This is a genomic window from Modestobacter muralis (assembly GCF_010682105.1).
Classification (GTDB): domain Bacteria; phylum Actinomycetota; class Actinomycetes; order Mycobacteriales; family Geodermatophilaceae; genus Modestobacter; species Modestobacter muralis.
The window spans coordinates 1-20587 of sequence record NZ_JAAGWH010000052.1 but is presented as its reverse complement, the minus strand read 5'-3'; the positions used below and the strand labels follow the sequence as shown (position 1 = coordinate 20587).

The 20587-nt window shown below is 69.3% G+C and carries 22 protein-coding genes; 3 read left to right on the top strand and 19 right to left on the bottom strand.

The window, feature by feature from the left end:
* Nucleotide 1: 1 nt before the first annotated feature.
* The 17 genes from rplX to rpsL all read right to left on the bottom strand — a co-directional run bounded on the left by rplX (nucleotide 2) and on the right by rpsL (nucleotide 11066).
* Nucleotides 2-349 carry a 50S ribosomal protein L24 gene (rplX, locus tag GCU67_RS17380; protein WP_460695164.1) on the bottom strand — a complete coding sequence of 116 codons (348 nt, stop codon included), beginning with the start codon at nucleotides 347-349 and terminating at the stop codon, nucleotides 2-4.
* A 2-nt stretch (nucleotides 350-351) separates the two neighbouring features.
* On the bottom strand, nucleotides 352-720 hold the full coding sequence (rplN, locus tag GCU67_RS17375) for a 50S ribosomal protein L14 (protein ID WP_026844850.1): 369 nt from the start codon (nucleotides 718-720) through the stop codon (nucleotides 352-354).
* 201 nt (nucleotides 721-921) lie between these two features.
* The gene (gene rpsQ, locus GCU67_RS17370; RefSeq protein ID WP_163612619.1) at nucleotides 922-1212 is read right to left on the bottom strand and encodes a 30S ribosomal protein S17; all 291 of its coding nucleotides are present in this window, start codon (nucleotides 1210-1212) and stop codon (nucleotides 922-924) included.
* Entirely contained in the window at nucleotides 1209-1442 is a 234-nt protein-coding gene (rpmC, locus tag GCU67_RS17365) for a 50S ribosomal protein L29 (RefSeq protein WP_091061857.1), read from the bottom strand. The genes rpsQ and rpmC overlap by 4 nt, the downstream gene beginning before the upstream one ends.
* Nucleotides 1442-1858 carry a 50S ribosomal protein L16 gene (rplP, locus tag GCU67_RS17360; RefSeq protein WP_163612618.1) on the bottom strand — a complete coding sequence of 139 codons (417 nt, stop codon included), beginning with the start codon at nucleotides 1856-1858 and terminating at the stop codon, nucleotides 1442-1444. The genes rpmC and rplP overlap by 1 nt, the downstream gene beginning before the upstream one ends.
* Before the next feature lie 2 nt (nucleotides 1859-1860).
* On the bottom strand, nucleotides 1861-2772 hold the full coding sequence (gene rpsC / locus GCU67_RS17355) for a 30S ribosomal protein S3 (RefSeq protein WP_163612617.1): 912 nt from the start codon (nucleotides 2770-2772) through the stop codon (nucleotides 1861-1863).
* Nucleotides 2772-3236, bottom strand: a complete 465-nt coding sequence (gene rplV, locus GCU67_RS17350) for a 50S ribosomal protein L22 (protein ID WP_163612616.1) — start codon at nucleotides 3234-3236, stop codon at nucleotides 2772-2774. Before rplV ends, rpsC begins: the two co-directional genes overlap by 1 nt.
* Before the next feature lie 22 nt (nucleotides 3237-3258).
* Entirely contained in the window at nucleotides 3259-3540 is a 282-nt protein-coding gene (gene rpsS, locus GCU67_RS17345) for a 30S ribosomal protein S19 (RefSeq protein ID WP_163612615.1), read from the bottom strand.
* A gap of 24 nt (nucleotides 3541-3564) precedes the next feature.
* Nucleotides 3565-4398, bottom strand: coding sequence for a 50S ribosomal protein L2 (gene rplB / locus GCU67_RS17340; RefSeq protein ID WP_163612614.1), 834 nt, complete (start codon nucleotides 4396-4398; stop codon nucleotides 3565-3567).
* Between the two features lie 43 nt (nucleotides 4399-4441).
* Nucleotides 4442-4744 (bottom strand): 50S ribosomal protein L23, encoded by a 303-nt coding sequence (rplW, locus tag GCU67_RS17335; RefSeq protein WP_163612613.1) that lies wholly within the window; start codon nucleotides 4742-4744, stop codon nucleotides 4442-4444.
* Nucleotides 4741-5643 (bottom strand): 50S ribosomal protein L4, encoded by a 903-nt coding sequence (rplD, locus tag GCU67_RS17330; RefSeq protein ID WP_338105110.1) that lies wholly within the window; start codon nucleotides 5641-5643, stop codon nucleotides 4741-4743. Before rplD ends, rplW begins: the two co-directional genes overlap by 4 nt.
* A complete protein-coding gene (gene rplC / locus GCU67_RS17325; protein ID WP_163612612.1) occupies nucleotides 5640-6305 on the bottom strand; it encodes a 50S ribosomal protein L3 in 666 nt (221 codons plus the stop codon). The genes rplD and rplC overlap by 4 nt, the downstream gene beginning before the upstream one ends.
* A 15-nt stretch (nucleotides 6306-6320) precedes the next feature.
* Complete coding sequence (gene rpsJ / locus GCU67_RS17320; RefSeq protein WP_012950483.1) at nucleotides 6321-6626, bottom strand: 30S ribosomal protein S10; 306 nt, start codon at nucleotides 6624-6626, stop codon at nucleotides 6321-6323.
* A 118-nt stretch (nucleotides 6627-6744) separates the two neighbouring features.
* Nucleotides 6745-7938, bottom strand: a complete 1194-nt coding sequence (gene tuf, locus GCU67_RS17315; RefSeq protein ID WP_163612611.1) for an elongation factor Tu — start codon at nucleotides 7936-7938, stop codon at nucleotides 6745-6747.
* 97 nt (nucleotides 7939-8035) lie between these two features.
* Nucleotides 8036-10135, bottom strand: coding sequence for an elongation factor G (fusA, locus tag GCU67_RS17310; protein ID WP_163612610.1), 2100 nt, complete (start codon nucleotides 10133-10135; stop codon nucleotides 8036-8038).
* 86 nt (nucleotides 10136-10221) lie between these two features.
* Nucleotides 10222-10692 carry a 30S ribosomal protein S7 gene (gene rpsG, locus GCU67_RS17305; RefSeq protein WP_163612609.1) on the bottom strand — a complete coding sequence of 157 codons (471 nt, stop codon included), beginning with the start codon at nucleotides 10690-10692 and terminating at the stop codon, nucleotides 10222-10224.
* Complete coding sequence (rpsL, locus tag GCU67_RS17300) at nucleotides 10692-11066, bottom strand: 30S ribosomal protein S12 (RefSeq protein WP_163612608.1); 375 nt, start codon at nucleotides 11064-11066, stop codon at nucleotides 10692-10694. Before rpsL ends, rpsG begins: the two co-directional genes overlap by 1 nt.
* 588 nt (nucleotides 11067-11654) lie before the next feature.
* Here rpsL and GCU67_RS17295 point away from each other — a divergent pair.
* The 3 genes from GCU67_RS17295 to GCU67_RS17285 all read left to right on the top strand — a co-directional run bounded on the left by GCU67_RS17295 (nucleotide 11655) and on the right by GCU67_RS17285 (nucleotide 14067).
* Nucleotides 11655-12644, top strand: coding sequence for a chymotrypsin family serine protease (locus GCU67_RS17295; protein ID WP_163612607.1), 990 nt, complete (start codon nucleotides 11655-11657; stop codon nucleotides 12642-12644).
* Nucleotides 12645-12749: 105 nt separating this feature from the next.
* Nucleotides 12750-12965, top strand: coding sequence for a hypothetical protein (locus GCU67_RS17290; protein WP_163612606.1), 216 nt, complete (start codon nucleotides 12750-12752; stop codon nucleotides 12963-12965).
* 61 nt (nucleotides 12966-13026) lie between these two features.
* Entirely contained in the window at nucleotides 13027-14067 is a 1041-nt protein-coding gene (locus GCU67_RS17285) for an LLM class F420-dependent oxidoreductase (RefSeq protein WP_163612605.1), read from the top strand.
* A gap of 112 nt (nucleotides 14068-14179) precedes the next feature.
* Here the strand turns inward: GCU67_RS17285 and GCU67_RS17280 are convergent, their stop codons facing one another.
* Together GCU67_RS17280 and rpoB are read right to left on the bottom strand one after the other, a co-directional pair.
* Nucleotides 14180-18079: a DNA-directed RNA polymerase subunit beta' gene (locus GCU67_RS17280; RefSeq protein WP_163612604.1), complete on the bottom strand. Its 3900-nt coding sequence runs from the start codon at nucleotides 18077-18079 to the stop codon at nucleotides 14180-14182.
* Nucleotides 18080-18172: 93 nt separating this feature from the next.
* On the bottom strand, nucleotides 18173-20587 hold a 2415-nt coding region (rpoB, locus tag GCU67_RS17275), incomplete at its 5' end, for a DNA-directed RNA polymerase subunit beta (RefSeq protein ID WP_163612603.1).

Below are 20587 nucleotides of genomic sequence, written 5' to 3'. Positions count from 1 at the left end.
ATCAGAGGTCCTTACCGGTGCGCCGGGAGACCCGGATGTTGCGGCCGTCTTCGTCCTTGCGGTACCCGACGCGGGTGGGGTTGCCCTCGGAGTCGACGACCATCACGTTGCTCACGTGGATGGCGGCCTCCTGCGTCACGATGCCGCCGGACTGCGCGCCGCGCTGGTTGCTGCTGACCCGGGTGTGCTTCTTGACCCGGCCGATGCCCTCGACCAGGACCTTCGACGTCTTCGGGAAGGCGGCGATGACGCGGCCCTTCGCACCGTTGTCCTTGCCGGACAGGACGACGACGGAGTCGCCCTTCTTGACCTTCATCGACGGGGTCTTCCCGCTGCTCTGCTGAGCCATGATCACAACACCTCCGGAGCGAGCGAGATGATCCGCATGAAGCGCTTGTCACGCAGCTCGCGGCCCACGGGGCCGAAGATGCGGGTGCCGCGCGGGTCGCCGCTGTCGCGGATGATGACCGCGGCGTTCTCGTCGAAGCGGATGTACGAGCCGTCGGGACGGCGCCGCTCCTTCACGGTGCGGACGATGACCGCCTTGACGACGTCGCCCTTCTTGACGCCTGCGCCGGGCAGCGCGTCCTTCACGGTGGCGACGATGACGTCACCGATGCCCGCGTAGCGTCGACCGGAGCCACCGAGAACCCGGATGCACAAGATCTCCTTGGCCCCGGTGTTGTCGGCGACTCGCAGTCGCGACTCCTGCTGGATCACTACCTGCTCCTGTACATCGATGTCGACAGCCGGACCGGATCGGTGAACCGGCTGTCCGGGCTCCACGTGCGGACGCACCGGCAGCGACCGCCGCCGGTGCGTCCGAACACGGGTCCCGGGATGTGGCGCACACCCGGAGGGCGCGCCAGTCGTCCAGGGTACTCCCTGCTCACTGGCCTGGGGAGGCCGGTGGGCAGTCGGTTACTTGGCCTTCTCCACGACCGACACCAGCCGCCACCGCTTGGTGGCGGAGGTGGGGCGCGTCTCCATGATCAGCACCCGGTCGCCGATGCCGGCGGTGTTCTGCTCGTCGTGCGCCTTCAGCTTGCTGGTACGGCGGAGGACCTTGCCGTACAGCGCGTGCTTCACGCGGTCCTCGACCTCGACGACGATGGTCTTCTCCATCTTGTCGCTGACGACGAGTCCCTCGCGGACCTTGCGGTCAGCGCGCTCGACCGGTGCGCTGTTGGCTCCGTCGATGCTGCTGCTCATGCCACACCCTCGTTCGGGGCGACCGAGAGACCCAGCTCGCGCTCGCGCATGATCGTGTAGATCCGGGCGATGTCGCGGCGGACGGTCTGCAGTCGCCGGTTGTTGTCCAGCTGGCCGGTGGCCACCTGGAACCGCAGGTTGAACAGCTCTTCACGCGACTCGCGCAGCCGGGTGGCCAGCTCGTCGACGGAGAGCTCGCGCAGCTCGGGCGCAGTGAGACCGGCGGCCATCACGCCTCTCCTTCTCGGGAGATGAAGCGGCACTTCATCGGGAGCTTGTGGATCGCACGCCGCATGGCCTCACGGGCCACCGGCTCGTCGACCCCGGACAGCTCGAACATGATCCGACCGGGCTTGACGTTGGCCACCCACCACTCGGGCGAGCCCTTGCCGGAGCCCATGCGGGTCTCGGCCGGCTTCTTGGTCAGCGGACGGTCGGGGTAGATCGAGATCCACACCTTGCCGCCACGCTTGATGTGACGCGTCATCGCGATACGAGCGGACTCGATCTGACGGTTGGTCACGTACGCCGGCTCCAAGGCCTGGATGGCGAAGTCACCGAAGTTGATCTCGGTGCCGCCCTTGGCCTTGCCCGAGCGGTCCGGGTGGTGCTGCTTGCGGTGCTTGACCCGACGAGGGATCAGCATGATCAGGCCTCCGTGTTCTCGGCACCGGCGGCCTGAGCCACCGCGGTGCCCTCGGCGCCGGCAGCCTCGCCGACGCTCTGCTCGGCAGCGACCTCACCGGAGGTGGCAGCCACGGCGACAGCCGTGGTGTCCTCCACCGGGCCCGTGCCCTCGGCAGCGGCGCGACCGGCCTCGGTGCCGCCGGCGGTGGTGCCCGACGAACCCGACCGGCGCTGCGGGCGCTGGGCCCGCTCACGGCGCTGCTGACGCTGGGCGAGGGCCTCGAGGGCCTCCCGCTCGGCGCGCGAACCGCTGGCGTCGCCCTTGTAGATCCAGACCTTCACACCGATGCGGCCGAAGGTCGTGCGGGCCTCGTAGATGCCGTAGTCGATGTTCGCCCGGAGGGTGTGCAGCGGAACGCGACCCTCGCGGTAGAACTCCGACCGGCTCATCTCGGTGCCACCCAGGCGACCGGAGCACTGCACCCGGATGCCCTTGACCTGCGGGCTGCGCTGCGCGGACTGCATCGCCTTGCGCATCGCGCGACGGAAGCTGACGCGGCTGGACAGCTGCTCGGCGACACCCTGGGCGACCAGCTGCGCGTCGGACTCGGGGTTCTTCACCTCGAGGATGTTCAGCTGGACCTGCTTGCCGGTGAGCTTCTCGAGCTCACCGCGGATGCGGTCGGCCTCCGCACCACGACGGCCGATGACGATGCCCGGCCGGGCGGTGTGGATGTCCACGCGGACGCGGTCACGGGTGCGCTCGATCTCCACCTTCGAGATGCCGGCGCGCTCCATGCCCTTGCCCATGAGCTTGCGGATGGCCACGTCTTCCTTGACGTAGTCCGCGTACAGCTTGTCCGCGTACCACCGGGACTTGTAGTCGGTGGTGATGCCGAGCCGGAACCCGTGCGGGTTGACCTTCTGACCCACTAGCGGGTCCCTCCCCTCGAGTTGCTGGTCTGCTGCGTCGCCGGGCCGGACTGCCCGGTCTCGCGCCGTGCCTTGCGAGACCGCAGGGCGAGCTCAGCACTCGAGCTCACCTCGGAGACCTCGACGGTGATGTGGCTGGTCCGCTTGTTGATGCGGAACGCCCGGCCCTGGGCCCGCGGACGGATCCGCTTGAGCGTGGGGCCCTCGTCGACGAACGCGGCGCTCACGACGAGCGCTGCGGGGTCGAGACGGAGGTTGTGCTCGGCGTTGGCCACCGCGCTCGCGACGACCTTGGCCACCGGCTCGCTGGCGGTCTGCGGGGCGAAGCGCAGCAGCGCCAGCGCCTCGTCGGTCGGCAGGTAACGGATCATGTCCACCACCCGCCGGGCCTTCATCGGGGTGACGCGGACGAACCGGGCGGTGGCCCGGGCGACCGGCGTCTCCTGTCCCAACTGGGAAGTCATCTGATGTCTTCTCTCTACCTGGTCAGCCGCGCCGCGAGCGACGGTCGTCCTTGATGTGCCCACGGAAGGTGCGCGTGGGCGCGAACTCGCCGAGCTTGTGCCCGACCATCGCCTCGGTGACGAACACCGGGACGTGCTTGCGGCCGTCGTGCACGGCCATGGTGTGCCCGAGCATGTCGGGGATGATCGTCGAGCGCCGCGACCAGGTGCGGATGACGGTCTTGGTGCCCTTCTCGTTCTGAGCGTCCACCTTGGCGAGCAGGTGGTCGTCGACGAACGGGCCCTTCTTGAGGCTGCGTGGCATGTCTGTCGGACTCCTCTACCCTGCTCAGCGCTTCTTGTTCGTACGCCGGCGGCGGACGATGAGGGCGTCACTGGCCTTGCGCTTGCGCGTGCGGCCCTCCGGCTTGCCCTTGGGGTTGACCGGGTGACGACCACCGGAGGTCTTCCCCTCACCACCACCGTGCGGGTGGTCGACCGGGTTCATGGCGACACCACGGACGGTGGGGCGCTTGCCCTTCCACCGCATGCGGCCGGCCTTGCCCCAGTTGATGTTCGACTGCTCGGCGTTGCCGACCTCACCGATCGTCGCGCGGCAGCGGACGTCGACGTTGCGGATCTCGCCGGAGGGCATGCGCAGCTGGGCGAAACGGCCCTCACGGGCGACCAGCTGGACGCTCGTGCCCGCCGAACGGGCGATCTTCGCGCCGCCACCGGGCCGCAGCTCGATGGCGTGGATGACCGTGCCGACCGGGATGTTGCGCAGCGGCAGGTTGTTGCCGGGCTTGATGTCGGCAGCCGGGCCGCACTCCACCGTGTCGCCCTGGAAGAGCTTCGCCGGGGCGATGATGTAGCGCTTCTCCCCGTCGGCGAAGTGCAGCAGCGCGATGCGCGACGTGCGGTTCGGGTCGTACTCGATGTGCGCGACCTTGGCCGGCACGCCGTCCTTGTCGGCCCGGCGGAAGTCGATCAGCCGGTAGGCACGCTTGTGCCCACCGCCCTGGTGGCGCGTGGTGATGCGCCCGTGGGCGTTGCGCCCACCCCGACCGTGCAGCGGCCGGACCAGCGACTTCTCGGGGTGGTCGCGGGTGACCTCGGCGAAGTCGGCGACGGACGAGCCGCGGCGGCCCGGCGTCGTCGGCTTGTACTTACGGATGGCCATGGTTCCTCGTCAGTCCTCTGGTCCGATCGGTGGTCCGGGGCCGTCAGGCGCCCGGGCCCCCGAAGAGCTCGATGCGGTCGCCGGGGGCCACGGAGACGATGGCGCGCTTGGTGTCCTTGCGCTTGCCCATCAGAGCGCCCTTGGAGCGCTTCCTCTTCCCCTGACGGTTGATCGTGTTGACGGCGAGGACCTTCACGTTGAAGACCTGCTGCACAGCGATCTTGATCTGGGTCTTGTTGGCGTCGGGACGCACGATGAAGGTGTACTTGTTCTCGTCGAGGAGCCCGTAGCTCTTCTCGGAGATCACCGGGGACAGCAGGACGTCCCGGGGGTCGCGGACGCTCATGCCTTCTCCTCGGTGTCGTCGGTGCTGACGTCGGCGCGGACGGCCTGCGCCGGCGTGGTCACGTCGGCGACCGGCACGGTGCTGGGTGCCTGGACGGTCGGCGTGGGGTCGACCGGGGCCTCGCCCAGGTCGAGGTCCGTGGTGCCCTGGCCCTCGATGGACGGGATCGCACCCGGCACGTCCGGGGTGGTGAGGTCCGGCAGCTCCACGGAGGCACCGTCCTTCCCGCCACGGGCCGGACCCGAGACGAACTCGGCCAGCGCGACCTCGGTGAAGACGACCTCGTCGGCCACCAGCACGTCGTAGGTGTTCAGCTGACCGGCCTCGATCAGGTGGACCCGCGGCACGTTGCGCAGGCTCACCCAGTTGAGGACGTCCTCGCGGTCGAGGACGACCAGCACGCGCTTGGCGGTGCTGACGGCGTCCAGGACCTTGAGAGCGGCCTTGGTCGACGGGGCGTCGCCCTCGACGAAGGCGGTGACCACGTGCACGCGGTCCTCGCGGGCCCGGTCGGAGAGGGCACCGCGCAGGGCGGCGGCCTTCATCTTCTTGGGGGTCTTCTGCTCGTAGTCACGCGGCTTGGGGCCGTGCGAGATGCCACCGCCGGAGAACTGCGGTGCACGCAGCGAACCCTGACGGGCGCGGCCGGTGCCCTTCTGACGGTACGGCTTGGCACCGGTACCGCTGACCTCGGCGCGCGTCTTGGTCGAGTGCGTGCCCTGGCGGGCCGCGGCCAGCTGGGCCACGACGACCTGGTGCATGAGAGAGACGTTGGCGTTGGCGTCGAAGAGCTCACCGGGGAGCGTGACGCTCCCGGAGGTCTCCCCGGCCGGCGTGCGGACCGGGACCTGACGGTCGGTCCGTGCCTGCGCCTTGGACTCGGCGATCGACTGGCTCACTTGGTGTCACTCCCCACGGGCCCGCCCTTGACCGCAGAACGGACGAGGAGGAGCCCACCACGCGGACCGGGGACGGCGCCCTTGATGAGCACCAGCCCGTTCTCCGCATCGACCTTGTGGACCTTCAGCGACTGGGTCGTCGTGGTGACGTGGCCCATCCGCCCGGCCATGCGCACGCCCTTGAAGACGCGACCCGGGGTCGAGGCCCCGCCGATCGAGCCCGGCGCGCGGTGCTTGCGGTGCGTGCCGTGTCCGGCGCCCAGGCCCTTGAACCCGTGGCGCTTCATGACACCGGCAGTTCCCTTGCCCTTGCTGGTACCGGTGACGTCGACCTTGGTGACGTCGGAGAAGACCTCGACGGTCAGCTCCTGGCCCACCGTGAAGTCGGAGGCGTCCTCGGTGCGCAGCTCGACCAGGTGCCGTCGCGGCGTGACGCCCGCCTTGGCGAAGTGCCCGCCCTCGGGCTTGTTCACCTTGCGGGGGTCGATCGCGCCGAAGCCGAGCTGGACGGCGGAGTAGCCGTCCTTCTCAGGCGTACGGACCTGGGTGACCACGCACGGGCCCGCCTTGACCACGGTCACCGGCACGATGCGGTTGTTCTCGTCGAAGACCTGGGTCATCCCCAGCTTCTCGCCGAGGAGCCCACGGAATGTGCTCGCCATGTCTGGAAACAGCCCTTACTGGATGTTGACGTCGACCGAGGCCGGCAGGTCGATGCGCATGAGCGCGTCGACCGTCTTCGGCGTCGGGTCGAGGATGTCGATGAGCCGCTTGTGGGTGCGCATCTCGAAGTGCTCGCGCGAGTCCTTGTACTTGTGCGGCGAACGGATGACGCAGTACACGTTCTTCTCCGTCGGCAGCGGCACGGGGCCGACGACGCGCGCACCGGTCTTCGTCACCGTCTCGACGATGCGACGAGCCGAGGCATCGATCGCCTCGTGGTCGTAGGCCTTCAGCCGGATGCGGATCTTCTGTCCCGCCATCGGTTGTCTTCGCTCCTGCCGATCGGTTGTGAAAGTTCGTGTGGGTCTGCTGACCCTGGGTCGGTCTCCCGACCCGACTGACGGGCGGCGGCCGGTCCGGCCGCCGCCCGTCAGGGTGTCACTTGTTGATCTTGACGACCCGGCCGGCACCGACGGTGCGGCCACCCTCACGGATGGCGAAGCGCAGGCCCTCCTCCATGGCGATCGGCTGGATCAGCTCGACCGACATCTCGGTGTTGTCACCGGGCATGACCATCTCGGTGCCGGCGGGCAGGGTCACCACGCCGGTCACGTCCGTGGTCCGGAAGTAGAACTGGGGACGGTAGTTGTTGAAGAACGGCGTGTGACGGCCGCCCTCGTCCTTCGAGAGGATGTAGACGGAGCCCTCGAAGTTCGTGTGCGGGGTGATGGAACCCGGCTTCACGACGACCTGGCCACGCTCGACGTCCTCGCGCTTGATGCCGCGCAGGAGCAGCCCGACGTTGTCGCCGGCCTGGCCCTGGTCGAGCAGCTTGCGGAACATCTCGACACCGGTGACCGTCGTCTTCGACGAGGTCGGGCGGATGCCGACGATCTCGATCTCCTCGGAGACCTTGACGATGCCGCGCTCCACGCGACCGGTGACGACGGTGCCGCGACCGGTGATGGTGAAGACGTCCTCGACGGGCATGAGGAACGGCATGTCGATCTCACGCACGGGCTCGGGGATGGCCGAGTCCACGGCGTTCATGAGCTCCATGAGCTTGTCGCCCCACTCGGCGTCGCCCTCGAGGGCCTTCAGCGCGGAGACGCGGACCACGGGGAGGTCGTCGCCCGGGAACTCGTACTCACTGAGGAGCTCACGGACCTCCAGTTCGACGAGCTCGAGGATCTCCTCGTCGTCGACCATGTCGGCCTTGTTGAGCGCCACGACGATGTAGGGGACACCGACCTGACGGGCCAGGAGCACGTGCTCCTTGGTCTGCGGCATCGGGCCGTCGGTCGCCGCGACCACCAGGATCGCGCCGTCCATCTGCGCGGCACCGGTGATCATGTTCTTGATGTAGTCGGCGTGCCCGGGGCAGTCGACGTGCGCGTAGTGACGGTTCTCGGTCTGGTACTCGACGTGGGCGATCGAGATCGTGATCCCGCGCGCCTTCTCCTCGGGAGCCTTGTCGATCTGGTCGAACGCCGACGCCTCGTTGAGGGTGGGGTACTTGTCGTGCAGGACCTTGGTGATCGCCGCGGTCAGCGTCGTCTTCCCATGGTCGATGTGCCCGATGGTGCCGATGTTGACGTGCGGCTTGGTCCGCTCGAACTTGGCCTTGGCCACTGGGATCCTCTCTCCGTGTCTTCGCAGTCGTGCGCGTGTCTGGGGGTGCGGGCGGTACTCGCCGGCCGCGGGCTCTCACCCGCGGCCGACCGACTGGTTATTCGCCAGTCGCCTTGGCGATGATCTCCTTGGCGACGTTGGCAGGAACCTCAGCGTAGGTGTCGAACACCATGGTGTAGCTCGCCCGTCCCTGGGTGCGGCTGCGCAGGTCACCCACGTAGCCGAACATCTCCGACAGCGGGACCAGCGCCTTGACAACTCGGGCGCCGGAGCGCTCCTCCATCGCCTGGATGGTGCCGCGGCGGGAGTTCAGGTCGCCGATGACGTCGCCCATGTTGTCCTCGGGCGTGACGACCTCGACGGCCATGAGCGGCTCGAGCAGGGCCGGGCTCGCCTTGCGCGCCGCCTCCTTGAAGGCGATCGAGCCGGCGATCTTGAAGGCCATCTCCGAGGAGTCGACCTCGTGGTACGCACCGTCGAGCAGGGAGGCCTTGACGCCGACCATCGGGTAGCCCGCGAGGATGCCGTACTGCATGGCGTCCTGCATGCCCTGGTCGACCGACGGGATGTACTCCCGCGGGATGCGACCACCGGTGACCTTGTTCTCGAACTCGTAGGTCGCCGAGTCGGCGGTCATCACGAGGGGCTCGAGAGCGATCTGCACCTTGGCGAACTGGCCGGAGCCACCCGTCTGCTTCTTGTGCGTGTAGTCGTAGCGCTCGACGGCCTTGCGGATCGTCTCGCGGTAGGCCACCTGCGGCTTGCCGACGTTCGCCTCGACGTTGAACTCGCGCCGCATGCGGTCGACCAGGATCTCCAGGTGCAGCTCACCCATGCCGGAGATGACCGTCTGACCGGTCTCCTCGTCGAGGCGGACCTGGAACGTCGGGTCCTCCTCGGCCAGCTTCTGGATGGCCGTGCCCAGCTTCTCCTGGTCGCTCTTCGTCTTCGGCTCGATGGCGACCGAGATGACCGGCGCGGGGAAGGTCATCGACTCGAGGATGACCGGCTTCTGCGGGTCGCAGAGGGTGTCACCCGTCGTCGTGTTCTTCATGCCGTTGACGGCGACGATCTCGCCGGCGCCGACACCGGCCCGCTCCTCACGCTTGTTCGCGTGCATCTGGTAGATCTTGCCGACCCGCTCCTTGCGGTCCTTGGTGCTGTTCAGCACCGGGGAGCCCGCGTCGAGCTTGCCGGAGTAGACCCGGATGTAGGTGAGCTTGCCGAGGTGCTGATCGGTCTGGATCTTGAAGGCCAGCGCGGAGAACGGCTCGTTCTCGTCGGCGTGCCGCAGGACCTCGGTCTCGCCGTCGAGGGCGGTGCCGACGATGGCCTCGATGTCCAGCGGGCTGGGCAGGTAGTCCACCACGGCGTCGAGCAGGGGCTGGACGCCCTTGTTCTTGAACGCGGTGCCGGTCAGGACCGGGTTCACCTGACCGGCGATGGTCGCCTTGCGGATGGCGGCCTTGAGCCGGTCGACGGCGATCTCCTCGCCGGCGAGGTAGTCCTCCATCAGCGAGTCGTCGAAGTCCGCGATGTTCTCGAGGAGCTTCTCGCGGTACTCCGCGGCCTGCTCGGCCAGCTCGGCGGGGATGTCCTCGATGGCGTAGTCCTCGCCCATCTTGGTCTCACCGCGCCAGGTGAGGGCCTTCATGCGGACCAGGTCGACGACGCCGATGAAGTCGGCCTCGGCACCGATCGGCAGCTGCAGCACCAGCGCGTTGGCGTTCAGCCGCTCGATCATCATGTCGACGCAGCGGAAGAAGTCGGCACCCGTGCGATCGAGCTTGTTGACGAAGCACATGCGCGGGACGCTGTACTTCTCCGCCTGCCGCCAGACCTGCTCGGTCTGCGGCTCGACACCGGCGACACCGTCGTAGACCGCGACCGCACCGTCGAGCACCCGCAGCGACCGCTCCACCTCGACGGTGAAGTCGACGTGCCCAGGGGTGTCGATGATGTTGATGTCGTGGTCGTTCCAGGTGCACTTCGTCGCGGCCGACGTGATGGTGATGCCGCGCTCCTGCTCCTGCTCCATCCAGTCCATCGTGGCAGCGCCGTCGTGGACTTCACCGATCTTGTAGTTGATACCGGTGTAGAAGAGGATCCGCTCGGTCGTCGTCGTCTTGCCGGCGTCGATGTGCGCCATGATCCCGATGTTGCGGGTCCTGGCCAGTTGGTCCTGGTTCTGGGCCATCATTCACTCCTCTTCGTTCTGGTCCGTGCACGGTGTCCGGGGGTCGCCCGGGGTCACCGCGGGCAGCGGCTGCTGATGGACTGTCGTCACCAGCGGTAGTGCGCGAAGGCCTTGTTCGACTCGGCCATCTTGTGGGTGTCCTCACGACGCTTCACGGCGGCACCGAGGCCGTTGCTGGCGTCCAGGAGCTCGTTCATGAGCCGCTCGGTCATCGTCTTCTCGCGACGGGCGCGGCTGTACTGGATGAGCCAGCGCAGGCCGAGCGTCGTGCTGCGGGAGGGACGGACCTCGATCGGCACCTGGTACGTCGCGCCACCGACACGGCGGCTGCGGACCTCGAGGGCGGGCTTGACGTTGTCCAGCGCGCGCTTGAGGACGACCACGGGGTCGGTGTCGGCCTTGGCACGGACACCCTCGAGGGCGCCGTACACGATCGCCTCGGCGATCGAGCGCTTGCCGTCGACGAGCACCTTGTTCACCAGCTGGGTGACCAGCTGGGACTGGAAGACCGGGTCGATGACCAGCGGACGCTTCGGCGCGGGGCCCTTGCGAGGCATTAGCTCTTCTCCTTCTTCGCGCCGTACTTGCTGCGCGCCTGCTTGCGGCCACGGACGCCCTGGGTGTCCAGCGAGCCGCGGATGATCTTGTACCGGACGCCGGGGAGGTCCTTCACGCGGCCACCACGCACGAGCACCATCGAGTGCTCCTGCAGGTTGTGCCCGACACCCGGGATGTACGCGGTCACCTCGACGCCACTGGTGAGCCGGACACGAGCGACCTTGCGCAGCGCAGAGTTCGGCTTCTTCGGCGTCGTCGTGTACACGCGGGTGCACACCCCACGGCGTTGAGGAGAGCTCTTCAACGCCGGGGTCTTGGTCTTCTCGACCTTGTCCTCGCGGCCCTTGCGGACCAGCTGGTTGATCGTGGGCATGGGTGGCCTGGATCTCCTACCTGCGCTGGGTCGTGCTGTGGATGTGGTGCGGTGCTCGATGCGTGCCCGGTCACCCGGCCGACGGGCCCGGAGGACCGCCTCCGGCCCCCGAGGTCGGGCGTGTCGCCCGACCCGAGAACCAGCCGACTGACTCGACCGGACTCCGCACCCCTCGCTCGGTGCCGGTCACCCCGCCTTGCAGCGGCCCCGCCGTCAGGCGGGAGATGACCCCCGGCGCTCTGTCGATCCGGAGACCGACGGACGCTCAGGTGCACCACGAACAGGAGCAGGCCCAGTCATCCTGGGCACAGCTGACCACAGTACCCGGCCGTCCCGACCCGGTCAAAGCCGGGTCGACATGTGGTCCGCGCACCGGGCTCACCGGTCTGCTGGGTGCCAACCGCCGGTGGCGGTGGCCCATTCCCGGGCGCCGGCGGTCTCCACCGGGCCCGCCGGGAACGTACACCGACCGGGCCCCGGTGCGGCCGTCCCGGGACCGGCCTCCCTCGTCCGCGTCGCTCCTGTCGGTGCCCGGCCCTACCGTCGGTGGCGAACTGCTCACGTCCCGCTGCTGCCCGGAGGTACCCCGTGCTCCCCGACACCGCCCGCGAACTCAAGGCACGCCTCTCCCGGCGCCTCAGCGAGTCACCGCCCGGGGGCGTGGTCGCCAGCTCCGTCGAGGGAGCCACCCGCTGGAGCGGAGTCGCCCTCGGGCTGCGCCCGGTGGCGCCCGAGCAGGTGCACCTGGCCATCCGGCTGATCGACCAGCGGGACGCCGACATCGTCCTGGCCGGGCTGGACGACGCCGCGCTGGCAGAGGTCGACGTCCGGGTGATCGGGACGGTGCGGCTGTTGTCGTCGCCGGACCCCTCCGCCCCGGAGGAGTTGCAGCGCCGGGTCCGGCCGCTGCGTCCGGGGCTGTCGGTCGGCCACTCCGACGTCACGGCCGGCACCCTGGGCGGCTTTGTCCGCCGCCCCGGCACCGACGGGCTGCTGGTGCTGAGCAACAGCCACGTGCTGGCCGACAGCGGGGCCGCGGCCCTCGGGGACCCGGTGCTGCAGCCCGGCATCGCCGACGGCGGGCGGAACGCGGACCGCATCGGTCGACTGGCGGGCTTCGTGCCCTTCGGCGACGGGCCCGGCACCCTGGTCGACGCCGCGGTCGCCGCGCTGGACGCAGGCGTGGCGGCCGACCCGGCCGGCTACCCGGGTGGCGCCCTGCGGGGACAGGTGGCCGCCCCCGACGACGTCGACCCCGACGAGCTGGTGGAGAAGGTCGGGCGGACCACGGGGCACACCCGTGGACGCATCACCGCGGTCGAGGTCGACGGGGTGGGCGTGCAGTACGACGACGGCGTCCACACCTTCGACGACCAGGTGGAGGTCGAGGGGCTGAGCGGCGGCTTCAGCGCCGGCGGGGACAGCGGCTCGGTCATCTGGCGCACCCGCGACCGGGCACCGGTGGGGCTGTTGTTCGCCGGCTCCACCGAGGGCGGCAGCGCCGGCGGAGGGGTCACCTTCGCCAACCCGCTGGCCACCGTGCTGGCCGGCCTCGGGGTCACCTGGGTCGCCGGTTGAGCAGGCGGCACCCACCGCTCGGCCGCCTGCGGGGTCCGGCCACGAGCGTGTGAGTGGGAGGCCCTCCCCCTGGGCAGGGGGCGCGCACCGGGGCACCATGGGGGCATGACCGACCGCGCCTCCGCCCGGGCCGCCAAGAGCACGCTGGCTGCCCGCTTCGCAGCCGACCCCGGCGTCGCCGGCGTCGGGCTGGCGCGCCAGGACGCCGACTACGTCGTCCGGGTCGACCTGACCGAGGCCGACACCGACGGCCGGGTGCCGCGGGACGTCGACGGGGTCCGCGTCGTCACGCACGTCGTGGGGGCCGTCCGCGCCCTGTAGGGCGGTCCCCTCCCCCGCCGCCGGGCCGGTGGCCGGGGTGGGTGCCCGGTAGCGTCCGGCCATGCGGATCGGGATCCAGGCCAGCTATGCCGGGGACTTCAGCCAGACGGCGGAGGAGGTCCGCGACCTCGAGTCCGCCGGCCTCGACGTCGTCAGCGTCGCCGAGGTGTACACGTTCGACGCGGTGAGCCAGCTGGGCTACCTGGCTGCGGTGACCGAGCGGGTCGAGCTGATGAGCGGCATCCTGCCGATCTACAGCCGCACCCCGGCCCTGATGGCGATGACCGCCGCCGGCCTGGACCACGTCTCCGGCGGCCGGTTCACGCTGGGGCTGGGCGCCTCGGGGCCGCAGGTGGTCGAGGGCTGGCACGGCGTCCCCTACGACGCGCCACTGCAGCGCACCCGGGAGATCGTCGAGATCTGCCGTCAGGTGTGGCGGCGGGAGCGACTGGTCCACGAGGGCCCGAAGTACACCGTCCCCCTGCCGGCCGACCAGGGCACCGGACTGGGCAAGCCGCTGAAGCTGATCAACACCCCGGTGCGCGAGCGGGTCCCGGTGCTGCTGGCGGCACTGGGCCCGAAGAACGTCGAGCTGGCCGCGGAGATCGCCGAGGGCTGGGAGCCGATCCTCTTCCACCCCGAGCGCGCGGCCGACGTGTGGGGCCCCGCACTGGCCGCAGGCCGGGCCCGGCGCGACCCGGCGCTGGGTGACCTCGACGTCGTCGTCGGCGTCCCGGTGGCCGTCGGTGCGGACGTCGACCACCTGGTCGACGCGGTGCGCCCGGGGATCGCGCTCTACGTGGGCGGGATGGGCGCCAAGGGCCGCAACTTCTACAACGACCTGGCCCGCCGCTACGGCTACGAGGCCGAGGCCGAGACCATCCAGGACCTGTACCTGGCCGGACGGACGGCGGAGGCGGCTGCGGCCGTGCCCGAGGAGCTGGTCCGGGCGACGTCCCTCATCGGGCCGGAGTCCCACGTCGCCGAGCGGATCGCCGCCTTCGCCGAGGCCGGGGTGACCACGCTGGTGCTCCAGCCGCTGGACGACAGCCGGGAGGGGCGCCTGCGCACCGTCGAGACCATGCGACGCCTGGCGGGCTGACCCGCTGCCGCTCTGGGACACCAGTGCGGTTCCGTCACGTGACACCACAGTGCACGCAGAAGGGCCCCGCCGACCGAGGTCGACGGGGCCCTTCTGTCACTCACTCAGCGCATCAGCGCCAGTCGTACTCCTCGAGCCGGACAGCCTCGCCCGTGCCCTGACCGAAGACGTCGGGGCTGTAGTACTGCCCGTCGTCGTAGCCGGCCATGGTGTAGACCGCGGCGCGTGCCTCCTCGGTCGGCTCGACCGTGATGTTGCGGTAGCGGCTGATCCCGGTACCGGCCGGGATGAGCTTGCCGATGATCACGTTCTCCTTGAGCCCCAGCAGGCTGTCGCTCTTGCCCTGGATCGCGGCGTCGGTGAGCACCTTGGTCGTCTCCTGGAAGGAGGCGGCCGACAGCCACGACTCCGTCGCCAGCGACGCCTTGGTGATCCCCATCAGGACCGGGCGGGCCGAGGCCGGCTCGCCACCCTCGGAGACGACCCGACGGTTCTCGGTCTCGAAGAGGGTCCGCTCGACCAGCGCACCGGGCAGGAACTCCGTCGCGCCCGAGTCGATGATGGTCACCCGCTTCAGCATCTGGCGGATGATCACCTCGATGTGCTTGTCGTGGATCGACACGCCCTGGCTGCGGTAGACCTCCTGGACCTCGCGGACGAGGTGCAGCTGCACCTCACGCGGGCCCATGATCCGCAGCACCTCGTGCGGGTCGACGGCACCCTCGGTCAGCTGCTCGCCGACCTCGACGTGACCGCCGTCCTCCACGCGGAGCCGCGACCGGCGCGACATCTTCTCGTAGACGACCTCGTCCGAGCCGTCGTCCGGGGTGATGGTGAGCTTGCGGAACTGCTCGCCGTCCTCGATCCGGACGGTGCCGGCCAGCTCGGCGATCGGGGCCTTGCCCTTGGGGACGCGGGCCTCGAAGAGCTCCACCACACGCGGCAGACCGTGCGTGATGTCGGCACCGGCCACACCACCGGTGTGGAAGGTGCGCATCGTCAGCTGGGTGCCGGGCTCGCCGATCGACTGGGCCGCGATGATGCCGACGGCCTCACCGACGTCCACCAGGTGACCGGAGGCCAGCGACCGGCCGTAGCAGGTGGCGCAGGTGCCGAGCAGCGACTCACAGGTGAGCACGCAGCGGACCTTGACCTCCGCGACACCGGCGTCGACGAGCTGGGCGATGAGCACGTCACCCAGGTCGGCGTTGGCCGGCGCGATGACCGTGCCGTCCTCGGCGACCACGTCGGCGGCCAGCGCACGTGCGTACACGCTGGTCTCCACGTGGGCGTCCCGGGTGACCTTGCCGTCGACCAGGGTGCCGATCGGCATGATCACGCCGCGCTCGGTGCCGCAGTCCTCCTCGCGGATGATGACGTCCTGCGAGACGTCGACCAGCCGGCGGGTGAGGTAGCCGGAGTCGGCTGTGCGGAGCGCGGTGTCGGCCAGGCCCTTGCGGGCGCCGTGCGTGGAGATGAAGTACTCCAGCACGGACAGACCCTCCCGGAAGTTGGCCTTGATCGGCCGCGGGATGATCTCGCCCTTGGGGTTGGCCACCAGGCCACGCATGCCGGCGATCTGGCTGATCTGCATCATGTTGCCGCGGGCACCGGAGTTGACCATGACCCAGACCGGGTTGGTGGTCGGGAAGTTGTCCACCATGGCCTGGCTGACCTCGGCCCGGGCGCGGGTCCAGATCTCGATGAGCTCGGAACGGCGCTCGGCGTCGGTGATGACACCGCGGTCGTACTGACGCTCGATCTTGCGGGCCTCCTCCTCGTGACGCTCGAGGATCTGGGCCTTGACCGGCGGGGTGACGACGTCGTCGATCGCGATCGTGACGCCCGAGCGGGTCGCCCAGCGGAAACCGGCCGCCTTCAGGGCGTCCAGCGTCGCTGCCACCTGGACCTTGGGGTAGCGCTCGGCGAGGTCGTTGACGATCGCGCCGAGGGCCTTCTTGGGCACCTGGTAGTTGACGAAGGGGTAGTCCTCCGGCAGGGCCTCGTTGAACAGGACCCGGCCCAGGCTGGTGGAGATGAGCGCCGGCGTGCCGGGCTCCCAGCCCTCGGGGGCCTCCCAGGGGTCGTTCGGGCCGTTGTCGACGCCGAAGACCTCCGACAGACGGATCGTGACCCGCTCCTGCAGACCCAGGGTGCCCTGGTCGAACGCCATGATCGCCTCGGCGGTCGTGGAGTACGCCCGGGCCCGCTCGCCCTCGGGCACGTCCACCGACGCCGCGAGGGTCGTCAGGTGGTAGATGCCCAGCACCATGTCCTGGGTCGGCGCGGTGATCGGACGACCGTCGGCCGGGCTCAGGATGTTGTTGCTCGACAGCATGAGGATGCGGGCCTCGGCCTGCGCCTCGGCCGACAGCGGCAGGTGCACCGCCATCTGGTCACCGTCGAAGTCCGCGTTGAACGCGGTGCAGACCAGCGGGTGGATCTGGATGGCCTTGCCCTCGACCAGCTGGGGCTCGAAGGCCTGGATGCCCAGACGGTGCAGCGTGGGTGCACGGTTCAGCAGCACCGGGTGCTCGGTGATGACCTCCTCGAGCACGTCCCACACGACCGGCCGCGCGCGCTCCACCATCCGCTTGGCGGACTTGATGTTCTGCGCGTGGTTGAGGTCCACGAGCCGCTTCATGACGAAGGGCTTGAAGAGCTCCAGGGCCATCTGCTTGGGCAGACCGCACTGGTGCAGCTTCAGCTGCGGGCCGACGACGATGACCGAACGGCCGGAGTAGTCGACGCGCTTGCCCAGCAGGTTCTGGCGGAACCGGCCCTGCTTGCCCTTGAGCAGGTCGGAAAGGGACTTCAGCGGGCGGTTGCCGGGACCGGTGACCGGGCGGCCGCGACGACCGTTGTCGAACAGCGCGTCCACGGACTCCTGGAGCATCCGCTTCTCGTTGTTGACGATGATCTCCGGCGCACCCAGGTCGAGCAGGCGCTTGAGCCGGTTGTTGCGGTTGATCACCCGGCGGTACAGGTCGTTCATGTCGCTGGTGGCGAAGCGGCCACCGTCGAGCTGCACCATCGGGCGCAGGTCCGGCGGGATGACCGGGACGCAGTCGAGCACCATGCCCATGGGCGAGTTCGCGGTCTGCTGGAACGCCGCCACGACCTTGAGCCGCTTGAGCGCGCGCAGCTTGCGCTGGCCCTTGCCGCTGCGGATGGTCTCGCGCAGGGAGATGGCCTCGGCGTCGAGGTCGAAGCCGGCGAGCAGCTTCTGCAGTGCCGCAGCACCCATGCCGCCCTCGAAGTACTCACCGAAGCGGTCGCGCAGCTCGCGGTAGAGGCCCTCGTCGGCGATGAGGTCCTTGACCTGCAGCTTGCGGAAGGTGTCCATCACCTCGTCGAGGCGGTCGATCTCGCGCTGGGCCCGGTCGCGCAGCTGGCGCATCTCGCGCTCGCCGCCCTCGCGCACCTTGCGGCGCACGTCGGACTTGGCACCCTCGGCCTCGAGCTCGGCGAGGTCGGCCTCCAGCTTCTGCTGGCGGGCCTCCACGTCGGCGTCGCGACGCCCCTCAAGGTTGGACTTCTCGGCGCTGATCTCGGCCTCGACGGTCGGCAGGTCGCGGTGACGCGCCTCGTCGTCGACGGAGGTGATCATGTAGGCCGCGAAGTAGATGATCTTCTCGAGGTCCTTGGGCGCCAGGTCGAGCAGGTAGCCCAGGCGCGAGGGCACGCCCTTGAAGAACCAGATGTGGGTGACCGGCGCGGCCAGCTCGATGTGACCCATCCGCTCACGACGCACCTTGGCGCGGGTGACCTCGACGCCGCAGCGCTCGCAGATGATGCCCTTGAAGCGGACGCGCTTGTACTTGCCGCAGTAGCACTCCCAGTCCCGGGTGGGACCGAAGATCTTCTCGCAGAAGAGACCGTCCTTCTCCGGACGGAGGGTGCGGTAGTTGATGGTCTCGGGCTTCTTCACCTCGCCGTGTGACCACTGGCGGATGTCGTCTCCGCTGGCAAGGCCGATGCGCAGTTCGTCGAAGAAGTTCACGTCGAGCACTCTGTGACCCCTTTCAGGGGCTAGTTACTGCAATCAATGCTGTGTGTCGGGGACGCCGGCCGGCCCCGGGGTGCGGGGCCGGCCGGCGACCGATCAGACGTCCTCGACGGACGACGGCTCGCGGCGGGACAGGTCGATGCCCAGCTCCTCCGCGGCCCGGAAGACCTCGTCGTCGGTGTCGCGCAGCTCGATCGCGTTGCCGTCGCTGGAGAGGACCTCCACGTTCAGGCAGAGCGACTGGAGCTCCTTGAGCAACACCTTGAACGACTCGGGGATGCCCGGCTCGGGGATGTTCTCGCCCTTGACGATGGCCTCGTAGACCTTCACGCGGCCGAGGATGTCGTCGGACTTGATGGTGAGCAGCTCCTGCAGCGCGTACGCGGCGCCGTAGGCCTGCATCGCCCAGCACTCCATCTCGCCGAAGCGCTGGCCACCGAACTGCGCCTTACCACCCAGCGGCTGCTGCGTGATCATCGAGTATGGACCCGTGGAGCGAGCGTGGATCTTGTCGTCGACCAGGTGCAGCAGCTTCAGGATGTAGACGTAGCCCACGGCGATCGGCTCGGGGTAGGGCTCCCCGGAACGACCGTCGAACAGCCGGGCCTTGCCGGTCTCCTTGACCATCCGCTCGCCGTCCCGGTTCGGGGTGGTCGAGCCGAGCAGGCCGATGAGCTCCTCCTCGCGAGCGCCGTCGAACACCGGCGTGGCGGTACGGGTGCCGGGAGCGGCCTGCCGTGCGGCGCCGGGGATCTTGGCGGCCCACTCCGGGGTGCCCTCGACCTGCCAGCCCTGCTTGGCGATCCACCCGAGGTGCATCTCCAGGACCTGGCCGACGTTCATCCGGCCGGGCACGCCCAGCGGGTTGAGCACGATGTCGACCGGGGTGCCGTCCTCGAGGAACGGCATGTCCTCCTGCGGGAGGATCTTGGAGATGACGCCCTTGTTGCCGTGGCGGCCGGCCAGCTTGTCGCCGTCGCTGATCTTGCGCATCTGGGCCACGTAGACCCGGATGAGCTCGTTCACGCCGGCGGGCAGCTCGTCGCCGTCCTCGCGGGAGAACACGCGGACGCCGATGACCTTGCCGGACTCGCCGTGCTTGACCTTCAGCGACGTGTCGCGGACCTCGCGGGCCTTCTCACCGAAGATGGCCCGCAGCAGGCGCTCCTCGGGGGTCAGCTCGGTCTCGCCCTTGGGCGTGACCTTGCCGACGAGGATGTCGCCGGGGACGACCTCGGCACCGATCCGGATGATCCCGCGCTCGTCGAGGTCGGCGAGGACCTCCTCGGAGACGTTCGGGATGTCCCGGGTGATCTCTTCGGCGCCCAGCTTGGTGTCGCGGGCGTCGACCTCGAACTCCTCGATGTGGATCGAGGACAGGACGTCGTCCTGCACGAGGCGCTGCGACAGGATGATCGCGTCCTCGTAGTTGTGACCCTCCCAGGGCATGAAGGCGACGAGCAGGTTCTTGCCCAGCGCCATCTCACCCTCGTCGGTGCAGGGACCGTCGGCGATGACCTGACCGGCCTCGACCCGCTGGCCCTCCTCGACCACCGGGTTCTGGTTGATCGAGGTGCCCTGGTTCGAGCGCTGAAACTTCAGCAGCCGGTAGGTCTGCCGGGTCCCGTCGTCGGCCATGACGGTGACGTAGTCGGCGGTGGAGTCCTCGACCACACCGGCCTTCTCGGCCACCACGACGTCACCGGCGTCGACGGCGGCGTTCAGCTCCATGCCGGTGCCGACCAGCGGTGCCTCGCTGCGCAGCAGCGGGACGGCCTGACGCTGCATGTTCGCGCCCATCAGGGCGCGGTTCGCGTCGTCGTGCTCTAGGAACGGGATCATCGCGGTGGCGACCGAGGTCATCTGCCGCGGCGAGACGTCCATGTAGTCGACGTTCTCCGGCGTGAGGTCGGTGGTCTCGCCGCCCTTGGTGCGCACCAGGACCAGGTCCTCGGCGAACCGGTTGTTGGCGTCCAGCGGCGAGTTGGCCTGGGCGACGACGAACCGGTCCTCCTCGTCCGCGGTCAGGTAGTCGATCTGGTCGGTGACGGTGCCGTTCTCGACCTTGCGGTACGGCGTCTCGATGAAGCCGAAGGGGTTCACCCGGGCGAAGGAGGACAGCGAGCCGATCAGGCCGATGTTCGGGCCTTCCGGCGTCTCGATCGGGCACATCCGGCCGTAGTGGCTGGGGTGCACGTCGCGGACCTCCATGCCCGCACGCTCACGGGACAGACCACCCGGGCCCAGCGCCGACAGGCGGCGCTTGTGGGTCAGGCCCGCGAGCGGGTTGGTCTGGTCCATGAACTGCGAGAGCTGGCTGGTGCCGAAGAACTCCTTGATGGAGGCGACGACCGGCCGGATGTTGATCAGTGTCTGCGGCGTGATCGCCTCGACGTCCTGGGTCGTCATCCGCTCGCGGACCACGCGCTCCATGCGGGAGAGGCCGACCCGGATCTGGTTCTGGATCAGCTCGCCCACGGTGCGCAGCCGGCGGTTGCCGAAGTGGTCGAT